Raw genomic sequence first — 18,269 nt, 5'->3', positions numbered from 1 at the left:
GCGACAGCAGTATAGTTAACGTGAAATGACGGGGCAGATCGCAATAACGAACGGAAGTGCGCACATGTACTGGCCGATAGTCAGCCGGGCACTAGCGAATATCAGACAAGTAGCAGTGATGCCCGAACGATACGCGAACAATACGCGAACAATACCAGAACAATACCAAAACAATACCCGAACAATGCCCGAGCAATGCCCGAACAATGCCTGCCTCAGCGGTCCGGGCGCAAGTGGATAATGAACCTGAATAGTGGCCGCCGATCGGCCAAGGATGAACCCGGGCTTCCGGCAGAGCATCTCTGATAACAAGTATCTAAAAACACGCCCACGAATCCTGGATTCGCATTGAAGAGACACGCCCATGATGGGCTACCGTTCGACCATGACGCGGCAGTAATTCGACCAGCACATCATTGATTGAAAATTTCGGCACATCCATTGGATGAGCTGAGGGGCTGACTCGTCTGTTTAATTATCGTTTTTATTATATCGGCAACGGCGCGATGGAAATGATCGATATCGGGATATTGGGGCAGGCGGTCAGTGCCGATGCGCCATGCGGTCCCAACCTGGAATACGACCCGGCCTTCCAGGAGCTGGAGCGCAACCTCGTCGGCAAACCCGAAGTGCAGTATGGAAATACCGTAACCCCGGCCGTGCCACCGGACTGGAAGCTGGTGCACAGGCAGGCCGCGGAACTGCTGGGTCGGACCCGCGACCTGCGCATCGCCGTGCCACTGGCCCGGGCGTTGCTGGCGCTGGAAGGCCTGCCCGGCCTGGCGAGCGGCCTGCAGGCGATCGACGGCATGCTGGAAGCGCATTGGGACGACCTGCATCCCCAGCTCGATGCCGATGACGGCAACGATCCGACCTTGCGCATCAACAGCCTGGCGCCACTGGCCGACATGGCCACCGTGCTGCGCGAGCTGAACGAAGCCTCGTTCATGGCCTTGCCCGGCCTCGGGCAGCTGTCGCTGCGCCAGCTGGATTATGCGAGCGGCGAAGCCCCCGTGCCCGCAGGGCAAACGGCCATGGCGCCGGCGTCGATCGACAAGGCGCTCCAGGCGATGGCCCAGGGACCCTTGCAGGAAACCCTGCGCCAGGTGCTGGCGGCGGCGACACAGGCCCATGCGAGCGTGATGCGCGTCGAAGCCACGCTCGTGCGCCGTGTCGGCAATGCGCAGGCCCTCAATCTTGCGCCGCTGCTGCGTCCGCTGGCGCGCATCGCCGCCACGCTGCAGCCCTATGTACAGGCCGATCCGGCAATCGCGGCCGAGGGGGCTGCGGCTGCCGGCGGCACGGGCGGCATCGGCGCAGCGGCGGACGCTTCCGCCGCGACCGTCGCGGGGATATCGGGGGAGGTCCGCGACCGGGACGACGTGATCAAGGCGCTGGACAAGTTGCTCGACTATTACCAGCGGCAGGAGCCTTCCAGCCCGGTGCCGCTGCTGATCGAGCGCGCGAAGCGGCTCGTGCCCAAGACATTCATCGAAGCGATGGAAGACCTGGCGCCGGAAGGCGTCAAGCAGCTGCTCGTCATTCGCGGGCCGCTGGAGAAATAAGGCAATCACGCGGCATTCAATCACCAGGAGGAAATCGTGGCCAAGGAAAGCAGTCAGAAGTTCATCGCACGCAACCGCGCGCCGCGGGTGCAGATCGAATACGACGTCGAGGTGTACGGCGCGGAAAAGAAAGTCCAGCTGCCGTTCGTCATGGGCGTGCTGGCCGACCTGTCCGGCCAGCCGTCCGATCCGCTGGCGCCCGTGTCGGACCGAAAATTCCTCGAGATCGATGTCGACAATTTCGATGAACGGATGAAGGCGATGAAGCCGCGCGTGGCCGTGCAGGTGCCCAACACGCTGACCGGCGAGGGCAACGTGGCGGTCGATCTCACCTTTGAAAGCATGGACGATTTCAGTCCCGCCGCCATCGCCCGCAAGGTGGAACCGCTGCGCAAGCTGCTCGAGGCGCGCGGACAACTTGCCAACCTGATGACCTACATGGATGGCAAGACGGGTGCCGAAGACCTGATCGCGAAACTGCTGGCCGAACCGGCCCTGATGCAGTCGCTGACCGCGGCGCCGAAGCCGACCGAATAACCACAGGGAGACAGCCATGGCAGAAGCATCGGCAGCAGCGAAACTGGAAGGCGATGGGCAGGCGGGCGTGCTGGAGGCAAGCGACTTCAGTTCCCTGCTGCAAAAGGAATTCCGGCCACAGTCGGACAAGGCGCGGGAATCCGTCGAGGTGGCGGTGCGCACGCTGGCCGAACAGGCGCTGGCGGGAACGAACCTGATCTCGGGCGACGTGCTGGGCACGATCGAAAGCCTGATTGCCGCGCTCGACCGCAAACTCGGCGAGCAGGTGAACCTGATCCTGCACACGGAGCAGTTCCAGGCACTGGAAGGTGCCTGGCGGGGGCTGCACTACCTCGTCAACAACACCGAAACCGACGAGATGCTGAAGATTCGCGTGCTGAACATCTCGAAGAACGACCTCGGCAAGACCTTGAAGAAATTCAAGGGCACGGCCTGGGACCAGAGCCCCCTGTTCAAGAAGATGTACGAGCAGGAATTCGGCCAGTTCGGCGGCGAGCCGTTCGGCTGCATCGTCGCCGACTATTACTTCGACAACAGCGCGCCGGACGTGGAACTGCTCACATCGATGGCGAAGGTGGCCGCCGCGGCCCATGCGCCGTTCATCTCGGCCGCCGCGCCATCGGTGATGCTGATGGAATCGTGGAACGAGCTGGCCAATCCGCGCGACCTCACGAAGATCTTCCAGACGCCGGAACACGCGGCCTGGCGCTCGTTCCGGGAATCCGAGGATTCGCGCTACGTGGGGCTCGCCATGCCGCGCTTCCTGGCCCGCCAGCCGTATGGTGCGAAAACCGACCCGGTGGCCGACTTCGACTTCGAGGAAGATACGAGCGCCCCCGGCAGCAAGAACTATACGTGGGCCAACGCCGCCTACGCGATGGGCGTCAACATCAACCGTTCCTTCAAGATGTATGGCTGGTGCTCGCGCATCCGCGGCATCGAATCGGGCGGCGCCGTGGAAGGCTTGCCGGTGCACACGTTCCCCACGGACGATGGCGGCGTGGACATGCAGTGCCCCACCGAGATCGCCATTTCCGACCGCCGCGAAGCGGAACTGGCGGCCAACGGCTTCATGCCGCTGGTGCACAAGAAAAACACCGACTTCGCCGCGTTCATCGGTGCGCAATCGCTGCACAAGCCGGCCGAATACGACGATCCGGATGCCACCGCGAACGCCAACCTGGCCGCGCGGCTGCCTTACCTGTTCGCGACCTGCCGTTTCGCGCACTACCTGAAGTGCATCGTTCGGGACAAGATCGGCTCGTTCAAGGAGCGCGACGACATGCAGCGCTGGCTGACGAAATGGATCATGCAGTACGTGGACGGCGATCCCGCCAACTCGAGCGAGTCGTACAAGGCCAAGAAGCCGCTGGCCGCGGCCGAAGTGGTGCTGGAAGAAGTCGAAGGCAATCCCGGCTACTACGCCTCCAAGTTCTATTTACGCCCTCATTACCAGCTGGAGGGCTTGACCGTTTCATTGCGGCTGGTATCGAAGCTCCCTTCGGCGAAAACCTGAAGGCGTTGTTTGACAGCGTTGTTTCAATCACCGCCACGGCGCGTGGCCGCGGCACAACCGGAGAATCAAAATGGCCGTAGACATGTTCATCAAACTGGATAGTATCAAGGGCGAATCGACGGACGCGCAGTATCCCGGCGAGATCGACGTGCTCGCCTGGAGCTGGGGCATGAGCCAGTCCGGCACCACCCACATGGGCGGTGGCGGCGGCGCGGGCAAGGCGGCCTTCCAGGACCTGTCGTTCACCAAGTATATCGACAGCTCGACCAATGCGCTGATGACCGCACTGGCGAAGGGTACGCACGTAAAGACGGCCGAACTGCTGGTGCGCAAGGCCGGCGAAGGACAGCTCGACTACATCTCGATCGCGATGGAAGAAGTGATCGTGACGTCGATCTCGACCGGCGGCAGCGGCGGCGAGGACCGGCTGACGGAAAACGTCACGCTCAATTTCGCCAAGGTCAACTTCGGCTACAAGCCGCAGACGGAAAAGGGCAGCGTGGAAGCCTACAAGCCATTCGTCTGGAACATCGCGTCGAACGCCGCGGAATGATGCGCCTTGCCGGCTCGCTGCTCCGGCGGGCCGGCCCAATCCATCGGGGAGACCATTATGCTGGCGCAAGAGCTCGTCCGTGACGGTGACCTGGCCGGAGGGCTCGACGCCCTGCAACAAGCGATCCGGCTGGATACGGCCAACGTGCAACTGCGCACGTTCCTGTTCCAGCTGCTGGTGGTCAAGGGCGACTGGCAGCGTGCGCTGAACCAGCTGAACGTGGCCGGCGAGCTCGATGCCGCCACCTTGCCCATGGTGCAGACCTACCGCGAAGCGATCCGCTGCGAAGCGTTTCGCGCCGCCGTGTTCGCGGGCGAGCGCGCACCGCTGATCTTCGGCGAACCGCAAGACTGGATCGGCCTGCTCGTCGAAGCGCTGCGGCACGACCACGCCTCGCCGGAGCGCGCAGCGGCCCTGCGCGCACGGGCATTCGAAACGGCCAGTGGCCCGGCCGGCACCATCGACGGCCAGCCTTTCGCGTGGCTGGCCGACGCCGACCAGCGCCTCGGCCCGGTCCTCGAAGCCATCGTCGACGGCCGCTATTTCTGGATTCCGTTCATGCGCCTGGCCGCCATCGACATCGAAGCGCCGGCCGACCTGCGCGACACCGTCTGGACAGCGGCGAATTTCACTTTCAGCAATGGCGCGCAATCGGTCGGCCTGATCCCGACCCGCTACGCGGGCACGGTGGAAGAGGGCGACGATGCCTTGATGCTGGCGCGCCGTACCGAATGGCTGGGCGCGCGTGGCATCGGCCAGCGCATGTTCGTCACCGACGCCGGCGACTATCCGCTGCTCGATGCGCGCAGCATCGTGTTCGATGGCGGCGCGGAGGCCGGCAATGGCTGAACTGGCGCCCCGCGAGCGCCTGCAGCCGTCGCTGCTGGACCGCCTGACCGACCATGAACCCGACTCGCCCGTCGAATCGCGCGAGCGCCGCGTGCTGTCGGCCAGGGCGCTGCGCGAAGGCGTGCTGCGCGACCTGGCCTGGCTCCTCAACGCGACGAACCTGATATCGGTGACGAACGCCCCGGCGCTGCCCCATCTGTCCAGCTCCGTGCTCAACTACGGCATGCCCGATATCTCCGGCGCTTCGCTCGCCGGCATGCAGCTGGCCGACCTGGAACGGGCGATCCGCCAGGCGATCTGGGATTTCGAGCCGCGCCTGAACCGTTCTTCCGTCGCCGTGCGGGCGATCCCGTCCGAAAGCATCGCCAAGCTGGTGTTTGAAATACAGGGCGACCTGTGGGCGCAGCCATACCCCGAACGCCTGTACCTGCGCACCGAGCTCGATCTCGATGTCGCCCAGGTCAGCGTGACCGACCAGGCCGGAGCCGCGCGATGACTTCGCCCCGCTTCCTGCACTACTACAGCCAGGAACTGCAGCACCTGCGCGAGATGGGCGGCGAGTTCGCCGCGCGTTACCCGAAGATCGCCGGCCGGCTGGGCCTGGAGGGATTCGACTGCGCCGATCCGTATGTGGAGCGCTTGCTGGAAGGTTTTTCGTTTCTGACCGCCCGCGTGCAGATGAAGATCGATGCGGAATTCCCGCGCTTTACGCAGCATTTGTCCGAACTGGTCTACCCTGATTTCCTCGCGCCCACGCCATCGATGGCCGTGGTGCAGTGTCAGCCCGATCTCGCCAGCCCGGCCCTGGTATCGGGGTTCACGATCCCCGCCGGGACCACGATGCGCAGCCAGCTGGGCAAGGACGACCTGACGGCCTGCGAATACCGCACGGCCCATGCGCTCAAGCTGTGGCCGGTGGAGCTGGTGGAAGCGAAGTTCTTCACGCACGGCGGCAGCATCGGCGGGTCCGCCAGTGTCGACCAGGCGCTGCCGCCCGGGATCAAGGCGGGCTTGCGCCTGCGGCTGCGCACCACGCACGATGCGCCGTTCAACACGCTGGCGCTGGACCGCCTGGCGCTGCACCTGCGCGGTGGCGACGCACTGCCGGCGCAGATCTACGAGCGGCTGCTGGCCAGTAGCGCGGGTGTGCTGGTGATGCCCGCGCGGCGCCCGGCCAGCTGGCACCGCCTGCTGCCGCGCAAGGCCCTGCAGCCGGCCGGCTTCGCGGCGGCCGAGGCGTTGCTGCCCGGCGCGCAGCGCAGCTTCGAAGGCTACCGGCTGCTGCAGGAATACTTCGCCTTCGCGTCCCGCTTCCTGTTCCTCGATATTGGCGGCCTGCGCGAAGCCGTTGCCTGCTGCGCCGACAGCGAACTCGATGTCGTGGTTCTGCTCGACCAGGGCGACGCGCGCCTCGAACAGATGCTCGACACGGCACACTTCGCGCTGAACTGCACGCCCGTCGTCAACCTGTTCCCGCGGCGGGCCGACCGCATCGACCTGTCCGGCGACCTGTTCGAGCACCACGTGCTGGTCGACCGCACGCGCCCGATGGATTTCGAGGTGCACAGCATCGCCGGCGTCACCGGCTACGGCAGCGGCGCCGAAGGCGAGCAGCGCTTCGAACCCCTGTATGGCGCTGCCGACCTGGGCGGCCCCGGCCGCGCCTATTACCATGTGCGGCGCGAACCGCGGCTGCTGTCGCAGCGGCAGCGCGAACGCGGCCCGCGCTCGTCTTACGTGGGCAGCGAAACCTTCATCTCGCTGGTCGACGCGGGCGAGGCGCCGTACCGGCACGAGCTGCGGCAGCTGGGCGTGGCCGTGTGGTGCACCAACCGCGACCTGCCGCTGTCGATGCCGCTGGGCCTGGGCAACACCGATTTCATGCTCGAAGGGGGCGCCCCCGTACAGTCGGTGCGCGTGGTGGCCGGACCTAGCCGGCCGCTGCCGTCGTTCGCGGACGGCCCCATGGCGTGGCGGCTGATCAACCAGCTGTCGCTGAACTACCTGTCGCTGGCCGATACCGAACATGACGGGCACGGTGGCGGCCAGGCCGAAGGCGCCGTCGCCCTTCGCGAGCTGCTGGCCCTGTACTGCCACAAGGACGATCCGATCGCCCAGCGCCAGGTGGAGGGCGTGCGTTCGGTCGATGCCAGGCCGGTGACGCGGCGCATGCCCACGCCCGGGCCGATCACGTTCGGCCGCGGCCTGGAGATCACGGTCACGCTCGACGACGCGGCATTCGAGGGCGCGGGCGCCTTCCTGCTGGGCGGCGTGCTGAACCGTTTCTTTGCGCAATACGTCAACATCAACACGTTTACGGAGACAGTGGTGCGCACGGTCGGCCGGGGCACGATCATGCGCTGGCCGGCCAGGGAGGGCGCATGCGCGATCCTGTAGACGTGGAACGCCAGCTGGCCGAACGCGCCCCGCGCATGGACTTCATCCAGGCCCTGCGGCTATTGGAAAACGCCCACCCGGAACTGCCCCGCATCGGCACGGCGCTGCGGCCACGCGACGAGGCCGTGCGCCTCGGCCAGGAGCCGTCGCTGGCCTTCGAGCCCGGCGCGCTGCGGGCCTACACGCCCGCCGATGCCGTGCGCAAGGCGCGCCTGACGGTCAACTTCGTGGGCCTGCTGGGGCCGAACGGCCCGCTGCCGCTGCACCTCACCGAATATGCGCGGGAACGCAGCCGCAACCACGGCGACGGCACGCTGGTCGCGTTTCTCGATATCTTCCATCACCGCGCGCTGTCGCTGTTCTACCGCGCGCGCGCCTGCGCCGAGCCGGCGATCAGCCTGGACCGCCCGCAGGGCGACCGCTTCGGCGATTACGTGGGCAGCCTGTGCGGCATCGGCAGCCCGGCGCTGCAGGACCGGGACGCCATCGGCGATTTCGCCAAGCGGCACTTCGCCGGCCTGCTGGCGAACGGCAAGCGCCCGGCTGCCGGGCTGGCCACCATCCTGCGCGCCTATTACCGGCTGCCCGTGCGGATCGAGCAGTTCGTGGGCCACTGGATGCCGATCCCCGCGCAGGGCTACACGCGCATCGGGCGTGAAGACATCGGCAACCGCCTCGGCACCTCCGCCGTGCTGGGAAAATCCGTGTGGGATTGCCAGCACCGGTTCCGCATCGTGTTCGGTCCGCTCGATTACGCCGACTACGTGCGGCTGCTGCCCGGTGCACCGGGCATGCGGCGCCTGCAGGCCTGGGTGCGCCAGTATGCCGGCATCGCGCTGGACTGGGACGTGCGGCTCGTGCTGAAGAAGGAAGACGTGCCGGCGCTCGCGTTGCGGTCCGACCCTTCGCGCGCGCGGCGGCTGGGCTGGACGACGTATCTCGCCAGCGCACCGGTGGCGCGCGACGCCGATCGATTGACACTCCGGGGAGCCGCCCGCGCGGCCTGACCGGGACACAGGAGAAAAAAATGGCCGATATCAGCCGCGTCAAACTGTTTGGCAAGCTCGACGCGCTGTGCTACCGCGCGATCGAAAGCAGCACGACGTTCTGCAAGCTGCGCGGCAATCCCTACGTGGAAGTGATCCACTGGGTGCACCAGATACTGCAACTGCAGGACTCGGACCTGCACCGCATCATCCGCCACTACGAACTCGATGGCGCCGTGCTCGCGCGCGACCTGACGGCGGCGCTGGACCGCCTACCGCGCGGCGCCACGTCCGTCACCGACCTGTCGTCGCAGGTGGAAGAGCTGGTCGAACGGGGCTGGGTGTACGGCACGCTGATGTTCGGCGAGGGTGCCGTGCGCAGCGGCCACCTGGTGATGGCGTCGCTGAAGACCGCCAACCTGCGCAACGCGCTGTTCGCGATCAGCCGCCAGTTCGAGCGCGTGAAACCGGACGACCTGGCCGAGCGTTTCGCCACGCTGCTGAAGGATTCGCCCGAGGCGCGCATGACGGCCAGCGACGGCTTCGTGACGGCGGCGCCGGGCGAGGCGTCCGGTGCGGTGGCGCCCGCCGCGATGGGCAAGCAGGAAGCGCTGAAGAAATTCACCGTCGACCTGACCGCGCAGGCGCGGGGCGGCAAGATGGACCCGATCGTGGGACGCGACGACGAGATCCGCCAGATGGTCGATATCCTCATGCGCCGCCGGCAGAACAACCCCATCATGATCGGCGAGGCGGGGGTGGGCAAGACGGCGGTGGTGGAGGGCTTCGCCCAGCGCATCGCGCGTGGCGACGTGCCGCCGTCGCTGAAGGAAGTGCGCCTGCTGACGCTGGACGTGGGCCTGCTGCAGGCCGGCGCCAGCATGAAAGGCGAGTTCGAGCAGCGGCTGCGTTCCGTCATCGACGAGGTGCAGGCCAGCGAGCAGCCGATCGTCCTGTTCATCGACGAAACCCATACGCTGGTGGGCGCCGGCGGCGCCGCCGGCACCGGGGATGCGGCCAACCTGCTCAAGCCCGCACTGGCGCGTGGCACGCTGCGCACCATCGGCGCCACCACCTTTGCCGAATACAAGAAGCATATCGAGACGGATCCGGCGCTGACGCGGCGCTTCCAGAGCATCCAGGTGGACGAGCCGGACGAAGCGCGCGCGATCCTCATGATGCGCGGCGTGGCCTCCACGATGGAAAAGCACCACAAGGTGCAGATCCTCGACGAGGCGCTGGAAGCGGCCGTGCGCCTGTCGCACCGCTACATCGCCGGCCGCCAGCTGCCGGACAAATCGGTCAGCCTGCTCGACACGGCCAGCGCCCGCGTGGCGGTGAGCCTGCACGCCACGCCGGCCGAGGTGGACGACAGCCGCAAGCGCATCGATGCGCTGAACACCGAACTGGACATCATCCGTCGCGAAGATGCGATCGGCATCGATACGGTCGCGCGCGCGGAAAGCGCACTGGCCGCACTGGGCGAGGAGCAGGAACGGCTCGATGCGCTGGAAGCGCGCTGGCAGGCCGAGCGTGCGCTGGTGGACGAGCTGCTGACCCTGCGCGCGAAGCTGCGCGATGGCGGCAAGCCCGTCGACGGCGCATCGGCCGATGGCATGGACGACAACGCGCGTGCCGGGCTGAAGGAACAATTGCAGGGCGTGGGGGCGAAGCTGGCCGCGCTGCAGGGCGAGCACCCGCTGATCCTGCCCATCGTCGACTACCAGGCCGTCGCCGCCGTGGTGGGCGACTGGACCGGCATACCCGTCGGCCGCATGGCGAAGAACGAAGTGGAAAACATCCTCAACATCGCCGCCGTGCTGTCGCAGCGCGTGGTGGGCCAGGACCATGCGATGGAGATGATCGCCCGGCGTATCCAGACGTCACGCGCCGGGCTGGACAATCCCGGCAAGCCGGTCGGGGTGTTCCTGCTGGCCGGCACATCCGGCGTGGGCAAGACCGAAACGGCGCTCGCGCTGGCCGAGGCGCTGTACGGCGGCGAGCAGAACCTCATCACGATCAACATGAGCGAATACCAGGAAGCGCACACGGTATCCACGCTGAAGGGCGCGCCGCCGGGCTACGTGGGCTACGGCGAAGGGGGCGTGCTGACCGAGGCGGTGCGCCGCAAGCCCTATTCGGTGGTGCTGCTCGACGAGGTGGAAAAGGCCCACCAGGATGTGCATGAGATCTTCTACCAGGTGTTCGACAAGGGCTTCATGGAAGATGGCGAAGGCCGCTTCATCGATTTCAAGAACACGCTCATCATCCTCACCACCAATGCCGGCACCGACCTGATCGCCGGGCTGTGCAAGGATCCCGACCTGATGCCCGACCCGGAGGGCATGGCCAAGGCGCTGCGCCCCGCGCTGCTGAAGGTCTTCCCGCCCGCGCTGCTGGGGCGGCTGGTGACGATTCCCTACTACCCGCTGTCCGACGAGATCCTCGGCCAGATCGTGCGGCTGCAGCTCGATCGCATCAAGAAGCGCGTCGAGGCGCGCTACCGGATCCCGTTCGAGGTCGGCGACGATGTGGTCAATCTGGTCGTGTCGCGCTGCACCGAGAGCGAGTCGGGCGGCCGGATGATCGATGCGATCCTGACCAACACGATGCTGCCCGACCTGTCGCGCGAATTCCTGAACCGCATGCTGGAAGGCACGCCCATCGCCGGCGTGCGTGTCGGCACCAGGGAGGGGGCGTTCTCGTATGCATTCGATTAAGGCATCCATCATCGGGGCCTCACCAGGCGGCGCGGGCCGTCCGGGCGACGCTCCTGCAGCAGCCACCAGGAGACCGACATGACTTGTATACGCTTGCCAGCGCAGCCGCTGTGTCCGGGCCCGCAACATGGGGTTCCCAATCCCGCCTTGCGCTGTGCGACATGCGCGCTGGTGGCGAACGACGTCGCCAACGTGCGCGCGCGGCGCCAGAGCATCTCGAACATGGCGGGCGTGGCCGGTGCCAATGCGCAGACCCTGCAGGGTGGGTGGACCCAGCGGGCCGCGACGATCCTGGAAACCATGTATGACGATTATTTCAACGCCCACGGCGGCGCCGCGCCGTGCCACTTTGCATTCTGCTGGGGCGGATCGGGTGCGAGGAAGGAGGCTTGCCCGTATTCCGATGTCGACGGCTTCATCGTGCTTGAAAATGGCGCCACCCTGGCAGACAAGGCCTTCTTCAACGGGGCTTCGACCGACGTGATGAAGCGCCTGCGGCAGATGCTGCAGGTGGAGCATGCCCACAAGGGGTTCACGTTCTGCACGGGAGGCCTCAACCCGCTGGCCAAGACGGACACCGGGGTCATGATCGTTGCCGAGGGATTGACGGGCACCGCGGTGGAACTTGCCGGTGTCGTGGAGCGGTACCTCGATTCGGACAATGAATTCGTGCAGCATCTCGTGGCAGGCCTGTCCGACAGCAGCCTGGCCTTCGGCGATCCGCAGCTGTTTGCCGACTTCAAGACGGAAGTCGACCTCGTGCTCGGCACCACCTGCGGGAAGATGAGCTGGCGCCCGATGCTGACCTATCGCCGGCGCATGGCGCTGGAGAAGATCCGCGATGTATCGACGAATCCCAGTTTCGCTCCCCCGGGACCCGCTGCGACGCGCTTCGAACTGAAGAAGCAGTTCTACCGGGTGCCGCAATTCCTGGCACAGAGCCTGTGCTGGTGGCACGACATCGCCGGCGTCACCACCGACCAGCAGATCACGGCGCTGACCGCGGCCGGGAAGATCAGCACGACCAATGCCGCGCGGCTGCGGATGGCGATGGAGGCGCCGCTGGTGCTGCGCGTACAGTCGCACCTGCATGCCAACCGCGAACAGGACTGGGTGCGCACGAACACGGAACCCAGCCCCAACCCCGACAACGAACTGGTCCTGACGGACACCCAGCTTTTCCGCTTGCGTCGCGCCGCCGTGGTGCTGGCGGAGCTTCGCACCCTCGGGCAGCAATTCCACGCGATCAAGACCAAGGCGTTCGGGCACCGGCGCAGCCCGTTCTATGACCATTGAAGCGGCTGGCCCGCGGAAAAGACGATGACAACCGCCAACCAACCAACGCGGCCGCGTGTACGCGGCGGAGGACGACCATGCCGAACCAGGTATCCATGGGGGCCATGATGGCGTGCTCGATGGGGGCCGCCCCGTCGTCGCTCGTCGTCCTGCCCAAGAACAAGGTGCTCTGCGAAGGGCCGCCCGCGGCCAACATCATGGACCACGTTCCGTTGGTGAACATCATGCCTTTCGGGGTATGCATGTCGCCGGCGAATCCGACCGTGGCCGCCGCCACCGCGGCGGCGATGGGCGTGCTGACACCGATGCCCTGCATCCCGGCAACGGCCGCGCCATGGGTGCCCGGGGCACCGACCGTGCTGCTGGCGAACATGCCCACGCTCGATAACGTGTCGAAATGCCTGTGCAACTGGGGCGGCGTGATCCAGTTCACCACTTCCGGCACCGTCAAGACACAGGTGCCTTGAGGACCTTGCAACCCATGCCGATCATGCAGCCCACCCAAGCCAATCGCCCCGTCACCGTGACCTCCGCCCTCGGCCCCGACGCGTTGCTGTTCCGCCGCGCCCAATGCAGCGAGGGATTGGGCCGGCTGTTCGAGCTCCGCGTGCTGCTGGCGTCCACGCGGGCCGACATCGCCACCGGCGATGTGCTGGGCAAGGAGCTGGCGATCACGCTGGAACTGGAAGAAGGCGGCAAGCGCCACTTCCATGGCATCGTCACGCGCTTCGCCTACCTGGGATGGCGCGACGGCATGCCGGCATGGGAGGCGGTGGTCCACCCGGCACTGTGGCTGCTTACCCGGTCGTCCGACTGCCGCATCTTCCAGGAGCAGACCACCATCGAGATTGTCAAGGCCGTGTGCGGGGCGGGCGCATACGGCGGCCTGGTCCGGATCGACGCCGGCAAGCTGTCGTCCACCCCGGCCAAGCGCGAATTCTGCGTGCAGTACCGGGAATCCGATTTCGAGTTCGTCAGCCGGCTGCTGGAGGAAGAGGGCATCTACTATTATTTCCGGCACGACGCCGGCGCCCACACGATGGTGCTGGCCGACAGCTATGGCGCCCACGCCAGTGCCCCCGGCTATGCCACGCTGCCGTTCTGGGACGAGCAGGAAGGCCGGCGCGCGCCGGAGAAATCGGTCACGCGCATGTGGCCTGCCGGCGCCGTGCAATCGGCCGAGTATGCGCTGAACGACTACGATTTCGAACAGCCGGCGGCCATCCGCAGCGCCGGCCTGCTGGTGAAGTCGGCCATCGCGGCGCCGTTCATCGGCCAGCGCCTGCGCCAGTATGACTATCCCGGCCGCTACAAGGTCGCCGGCGCGGGCGAGGAACGGGCGCGCGCGCGCATGGAAGCGCTGCACGGGCAGGGCGAGCAGGTCGACGGCACCACCAACGCGCGCGGGGTCGGCGCCGGAACGCTGTTCAAGCTGGCCGAGCACCCGCGCGCGGACCAGAACCGGGAGTTCCTCGTTACCGCCACCGACATCGAATTCTCGACCAACGCCTACGGCAGTAGCACCGGCGGCGGCGAAGCCGCCTTCGAGTTCGTCTGCGCTTTCAAGGCCGTGGGCAAGGAGCACAGCTACCGGCCGCCGCGCATCGCCCGCAAGCCGTTCGTGCATGGGCCGCAGACGGCGATCGTGGTCGGCAAGGCGGGCGAGGAAATCTGGACCGACAAGCATGGCCGCATCAAGGTGCAGTTCCACTGGGAGCGCGACCGCAAGGATAACGAGACCAGCTCGTGCTGGGTGAGGGTGCAGCAGGGCTGGGCGGGCAAGGGCTGGGGCACGATGTTCATCCCCCGCATCGGCATGGAAGTCGTCGTCAGCTTCCTCGAAGGCGATCCGGACCAGCCGCTGGTCACCGGCTGCGTGTACAACGCCGACACGATCCCCCCCTATGACCTGCCCGGCAACCAGACCCGCTCGACCATCAGGACCAACAGCTCGAAAGGCGGCAGCGGCTACAACGAGCTGCGCTTCGAGGACAAGAAGGGCGCGGAAGAGGTCTACATCCAGGCCGAAAAGGATTGCAACCGCGTGGTGAAGAACAACGACACGCTCAAGGTGGGATTCGAGAAGAAGGACAAGGGCGACCAGACCGTTGCCATCTTCAACGACCAGAGCGTCGACGTGGGGCACGATCGCAAGCTGCACGTGGCGAACGACGAGACCATCGCGATCGACAACAACCTCGCGAGCACCATCAAGGGTGACGAACAGCGCACGGTCAACAAGAACCAGACCGTGAAGGTCGATGCCGACCAGAAGGTCGATGTCGGCAAGACCATCGTCGTGGAGGCGGGCACGTCGATCGAGCTGAAGGTGGGGGGCAGCAGCGTCAGGATCGAACCGGCGAAGATCACGATGAAGTCGGCGCAGATCGCCATCGAGGCCGACGGCATGATGTCCATCAAGGCCGGCGGCATCCTCACCGTCGAGGGTTCGCTGGTGAAGATCAACTAGCAGCCATGCGAGGCCCTGTTCTTTCCGCTCTCCCGCCGGCCCTGGCGCTGGCCGCGCTGCTCGGTGCGCCCGGGCCGGGAACGGCAGCCCAGCCAACGCCGGCGCCGGTGCCGGCGGCGATCGTGTCGATGGCCGATGGACCGGTGCGCCTGATCCGTGGCGCGGCGGTGTACCGCCTTGCCGCCGGCGGCGCCGTGCGGCAGGACGATATCCTCGAGACGGCCGGTGCCGGCGCCCAGGTCGAGGCGGGGCCCGCGATCGTGGCGCTGGGGCCGGACACGCGCCTGCTGCTGGCGAGGCTGCCCGGCAACGGCGGCATCGAGGTCGCGCTGTTGAGCGGCTGGGTGAAGGTGGCCGCGCCCGGTGGCGCGCGGGTCGTCGCACCCACGCTGCTGGTCGCTTTGCCTGCCGGGGTGACCATCGTGCGCCACCACGGCGACGCCGCGGCCGTGTTTGCCGAGGAGGGCGCGCAGCAGGCCATGCGCCCGGGCGGCCGGGGCAAGCAGGCCGTGACGGCCAGGCTGGTCTCCGAGCAGTACGCCACCTTCGCGGCGGACAAGCCGGTGGTGGGCCGGCCGGCGGCCGATTTCCTGGCCGCGCTGCCGCCGGCCTTTCGCGATACGCTGGTGCCGGCAGGGGCCGTGCCGAACGCCGGCAAGGTGGCGCCGGTGAAGGAGCGCGAGGCAAGCTTTGCGGACGTGGCCGACTGGCTGCGCGCGCCGGCGCCGCTGCGCAAGGGTTTCGTGGCGCGGTTCAGGCCGCGCCTGGCCGACCCGGCGTTCCGCCGCGAACTCGAGGCGGCGTTCGGCGCCAGCGCCGAGTGGCGGCCGATACTGGCGCCGGCATCCCCGCCGATGCCGCAACCGGGGTCGCACCCGAACTCGCACCCGGACGCGCGTCCCGGCGCGCGGCGTCCGCCCGCCGAACTGTTCTGATGACACCACCGAAGGACATCGATGAGACTCTCCATTGCCGCCAAGTTCAATCTCGTGTTCGTGTCGATCTTCGCGGTCGGCTTCATCGCCGCCGGCGTCGTGGCCGACCGGCTGCTCCAGCGCAGCGCGCGGCAGGAGACGCTGCAGAACGCGCGCCTGCTGCTGGAGGCGGCGATGAGCGTGCGCGGATACACGGCCGGGCAGATCGCGCCGCTGCTGCGCAACCAGATGAAGTACCAGTTCCACCCGCAATCGGTGCCGTCGTATTCGGCGGTGGAAACGATGAACGTGATCCTGAAATCGTATCCCGATTTCACGTACAAGGAAGCAACGCTGAACCCGACGAACCCGCGCGACAAGGCCGCCGACTGGGAAGTCGACATCGTGCAGACGCTGCGGCGCCGCGCCGAGCTGAAGGAATTCATCGGCGAGCGCGATACGCCGATCGGCCGCAGCCTGTACATTGCGCGCCCGTTGCAGATCAAGGACCCGGCCTGCCTGGCGTGCCATACCACGGCGGCGACGGCGCCGAAGACGATGGTGGACATCTACGGGCCGAACAACGGCTTCGGCTGGAAACTGAACGAGGTGATCGGCGCGCAGGTGGTGTCGGTGCCGATGACCGTGCCGCTGCGGCGCGCGGACGGCATCTTCCGCACCTTCATGCTGTCGCTGGCCGGCGTGTTCCTTGCCGTGTTCGTGGCGCTGAACGTGATGGTGCACCTGTTCGTCACGCGTCGCATCCGGCGGCTGGCCACGGTGGCGGACCAGGTCAGCATGGGCAATTTCGAGGCCGACGAAGTGGATGTGCGGGGCAACGATGAACTGAGCACGCTGGGCCGCTCGTTCAACCGCATGCGCACCAGCCTGGCGAGCGCGATGAAGATGCTGGACGAATAGAGGGTATCGGGAAGCATGAGCGAACACGGGAGAACCATGGGGGAAACGATCGGCAGGTACCGCATCGAAGGGGTGCTGGGCACGGGAGCGATGGGCGTCGTCTACAAGGCGTTCGACGTCCGCATCGCCCGCACGGTGGCGCTGAAGACGATACGCCGCGAATGCCTCGACGGCGCGGATGCCGGCGAGCTGGTGGCGCGTTTTCGCAACGAGGCGCAGGCATCGGGCCGGTTGCTGCATCCGAATGTCGTCACGGTCTACGATTTCGGCGAAGAAGGCGATACCGCGTACATCGCCATGGAATATGTGGAAGGCACGCCGCTGACCGCGTTCCTGGCGCGCGACGTGCCGATGGCGCTGAATGCCGCCATGGCCTGCATGGCGCAGCTGCTGCGCGCGCTGGCTTATGCGCACGGGCGCGGCGTCGTGCACCGGGACATCAAGCCCGCCAACATCCTCGTGGCCAGCGATGGCCAGGTCAAGATCACCGATTTCGGCATCGCCCGGCTGGAGACATCCACGCTGACGCAGGTGGGCGCGGTGATCGGCACGCCTTCCTACATGGCGCCCGAGCAGCTGCATGGCAGGGCGGTGGACGGCAGGGCCGACATCTTTTCGGCCGGCGTGGTGCTGTACCAGATGCTGACGGGCGCCCGGCCTTTCGCCGGCACCGCTTCGGAGGTGATCTGCCAGGTGCTGCATGACGAGCCGGCGCCGCCGGGTTCCCGCTGCGCCGGCCTGCACCCGGCCTTCGATGCGGTCGTACGGCGGGCGCTGGCCAAGGACGTGGCGGAGCGTTTTCCCGCGGCGCAGGCATTCGCCGACGCGCTGGCGCAAGCGCACCTGCAACATAACGGCGGCCGGCCGCTGACGGACGAGGACGACGAGCGCACGGTGCTGGCCTCGCAGCGCCCGCCGGCCGCGGTCGAGCCGCTGCGCCTTTCGTCAAGCCCTGTGTCGCACCAGGCGGCGCAGACGGCGGGGCAGATGGTGACGGGCGCGCCGTCCTGGCTGGCGGCGGTGGCGCCGGCGCTGCAGACGGCGCTGTCCAGCGAGGTCGGGCCGATGGCCAAGGTGCTGCTGAAGGGGGCCGGCAGGGAAGCGACCGATATCGACGACCTGGTGGCGCGGCTGCTGCCCCACATCGGCACCGAGCACGGCCGCACCAGGTTTCGCGACAGCGTACGCGATATCCGCAACCGGCATGGGCTGGCATCGATGTCGACGGGAACGGGCGGGCAGGGGCTGCTGGTCTCGGGCACGCACGTGGCACTGCCCGGCACGGGCGCGGCCGTGGCGCAGCTGTCGCCCGAAGTGCTGGAGGCGGCGCAGCGGCGGCTGGCCGCGTATGTCGGGCCGATCGCCAGGGTGCTCGTCAAGCGGGCCTCGAAGGTGGCCGTCGACCGCACCGAATTTCATCGGCTGCTGGCCGACCACGTGCCCGACAGCGCCGAGCGTGCACGCTTCCTCAAAGAGATGGGGGAGGCATGATGTTCCCTGCAATGCGGCGCTATAATCGTTTGCACCGGCCTCGCCTTTCCCGGC

At 67.0% G+C, this 18,269-nt stretch carries 15 protein-coding genes; all 15 read left to right on the top strand.

What is annotated here, in order from left to right; all coding sequences use genetic code 11:
- Positions 1–506 precede the first annotated feature (506 nt).
- The 15 genes from tssA (at position 507) to ACY65G_RS04890 (ending at position 18,215) form a co-directional block, all read left to right on the top strand.
- Positions 507–1,565: a type VI secretion system protein TssA gene (gene tssA / locus ACY65G_RS04960; protein ID WP_464996245.1), complete on the top strand. Its 1,059-nt coding sequence runs from the start codon at positions 507–509 to the stop codon at positions 1,563–1,565.
- 36 nt (positions 1,566–1,601) lie between these two features.
- The gene (gene tssB, locus ACY65G_RS04955) at positions 1,602–2,102 is read left to right on the top strand and encodes a type VI secretion system contractile sheath small subunit (RefSeq protein ID WP_464996244.1); all 501 of its coding nucleotides are present in this window, start codon (positions 1,602–1,604) and stop codon (positions 2,100–2,102) included.
- A gap of 16 nt (positions 2,103–2,118) precedes the next feature.
- Entirely contained in the window at positions 2,119–3,618 is a 1,500-nt protein-coding gene (tssC, locus tag ACY65G_RS04950; protein WP_464996243.1) for a type VI secretion system contractile sheath large subunit, read from the top strand.
- A gap of 82 nt (positions 3,619–3,700) precedes the next feature.
- Positions 3,701–4,171, top strand: coding sequence for an Hcp family type VI secretion system effector (locus tag ACY65G_RS04945; RefSeq protein ID WP_464996242.1), 471 nt, complete (start codon positions 3,701–3,703; stop codon positions 4,169–4,171).
- A gap of 57 nt (positions 4,172–4,228) precedes the next feature.
- A complete protein-coding gene (locus ACY65G_RS04940) occupies positions 4,229–5,020 on the top strand; it encodes a type VI secretion system accessory protein TagJ (RefSeq protein ID WP_464996241.1) in 792 nt (263 codons plus the stop codon).
- Positions 5,013–5,516, top strand: a complete 504-nt coding sequence (gene tssE / locus ACY65G_RS04935; RefSeq protein WP_464996240.1) for a type VI secretion system baseplate subunit TssE — start codon at positions 5,013–5,015, stop codon at positions 5,514–5,516. Before ACY65G_RS04940 ends, tssE begins: the two co-directional genes overlap by 8 nt.
- Positions 5,513–7,417, top strand: a complete 1,905-nt coding sequence (gene tssF / locus ACY65G_RS04930) for a type VI secretion system baseplate subunit TssF (protein WP_464996239.1) — start codon at positions 5,513–5,515, stop codon at positions 7,415–7,417. Before tssE ends, tssF begins: the two co-directional genes overlap by 4 nt.
- On the top strand, positions 7,402–8,424 hold the full coding sequence (gene tssG, locus ACY65G_RS04925) for a type VI secretion system baseplate subunit TssG (RefSeq protein WP_464996238.1): 1,023 nt from the start codon (positions 7,402–7,404) through the stop codon (positions 8,422–8,424). The genes tssF and tssG overlap by 16 nt, the downstream gene beginning before the upstream one ends.
- 20 nt (positions 8,425–8,444) lie before the next feature.
- Positions 8,445–11,123, top strand: a complete 2,679-nt coding sequence (gene tssH, locus ACY65G_RS04920) for a type VI secretion system ATPase TssH (protein ID WP_464996237.1) — start codon at positions 8,445–8,447, stop codon at positions 11,121–11,123.
- 171 nt (positions 11,124–11,294) lie between these two features.
- Positions 11,295–12,419, top strand: a complete 1,125-nt coding sequence (locus ACY65G_RS04915) for a DUF294 nucleotidyltransferase-like domain-containing protein (protein ID WP_464996236.1) — start codon at positions 11,295–11,297, stop codon at positions 12,417–12,419.
- Between the two features lie 77 nt (positions 12,420–12,496).
- Positions 12,497–12,886, top strand: coding sequence for a DUF4280 domain-containing protein (locus ACY65G_RS04910; protein ID WP_464996235.1), 390 nt, complete (start codon positions 12,497–12,499; stop codon positions 12,884–12,886).
- Positions 12,887–12,900: 14 nt separating this feature from the next.
- Complete coding sequence (locus tag ACY65G_RS04905; RefSeq protein WP_464996234.1) at positions 12,901–14,889, top strand: type VI secretion system Vgr family protein; 1,989 nt, start codon at positions 12,901–12,903, stop codon at positions 14,887–14,889.
- Positions 14,890–14,894: 5 nt separating this feature from the next.
- Entirely contained in the window at positions 14,895–15,824 is a 930-nt protein-coding gene (locus ACY65G_RS04900) for a hypothetical protein (protein ID WP_464996233.1), read from the top strand.
- A 21-nt stretch (positions 15,825–15,845) separates the two neighbouring features.
- Positions 15,846–16,724 carry a c-type heme family protein gene (locus ACY65G_RS04895; RefSeq protein ID WP_464996232.1) on the top strand — a complete coding sequence of 293 codons (879 nt, stop codon included), beginning with the start codon at positions 15,846–15,848 and terminating at the stop codon, positions 16,722–16,724.
- Between the two features lie 36 nt (positions 16,725–16,760).
- Positions 16,761–18,215 (top strand): serine/threonine-protein kinase, encoded by a 1,455-nt coding sequence (locus ACY65G_RS04890; protein ID WP_464996231.1) that lies wholly within the window; start codon positions 16,761–16,763, stop codon positions 18,213–18,215.
- Positions 18,216–18,269 lie beyond the last annotated feature (54 nt).

Source organism: Pseudoduganella sp. jia 12 (genome assembly GCF_055502675.1).
Note: the sequence above shows the minus strand (reverse complement) of the source record. Positions and strands in the feature narration are given on the sequence as shown.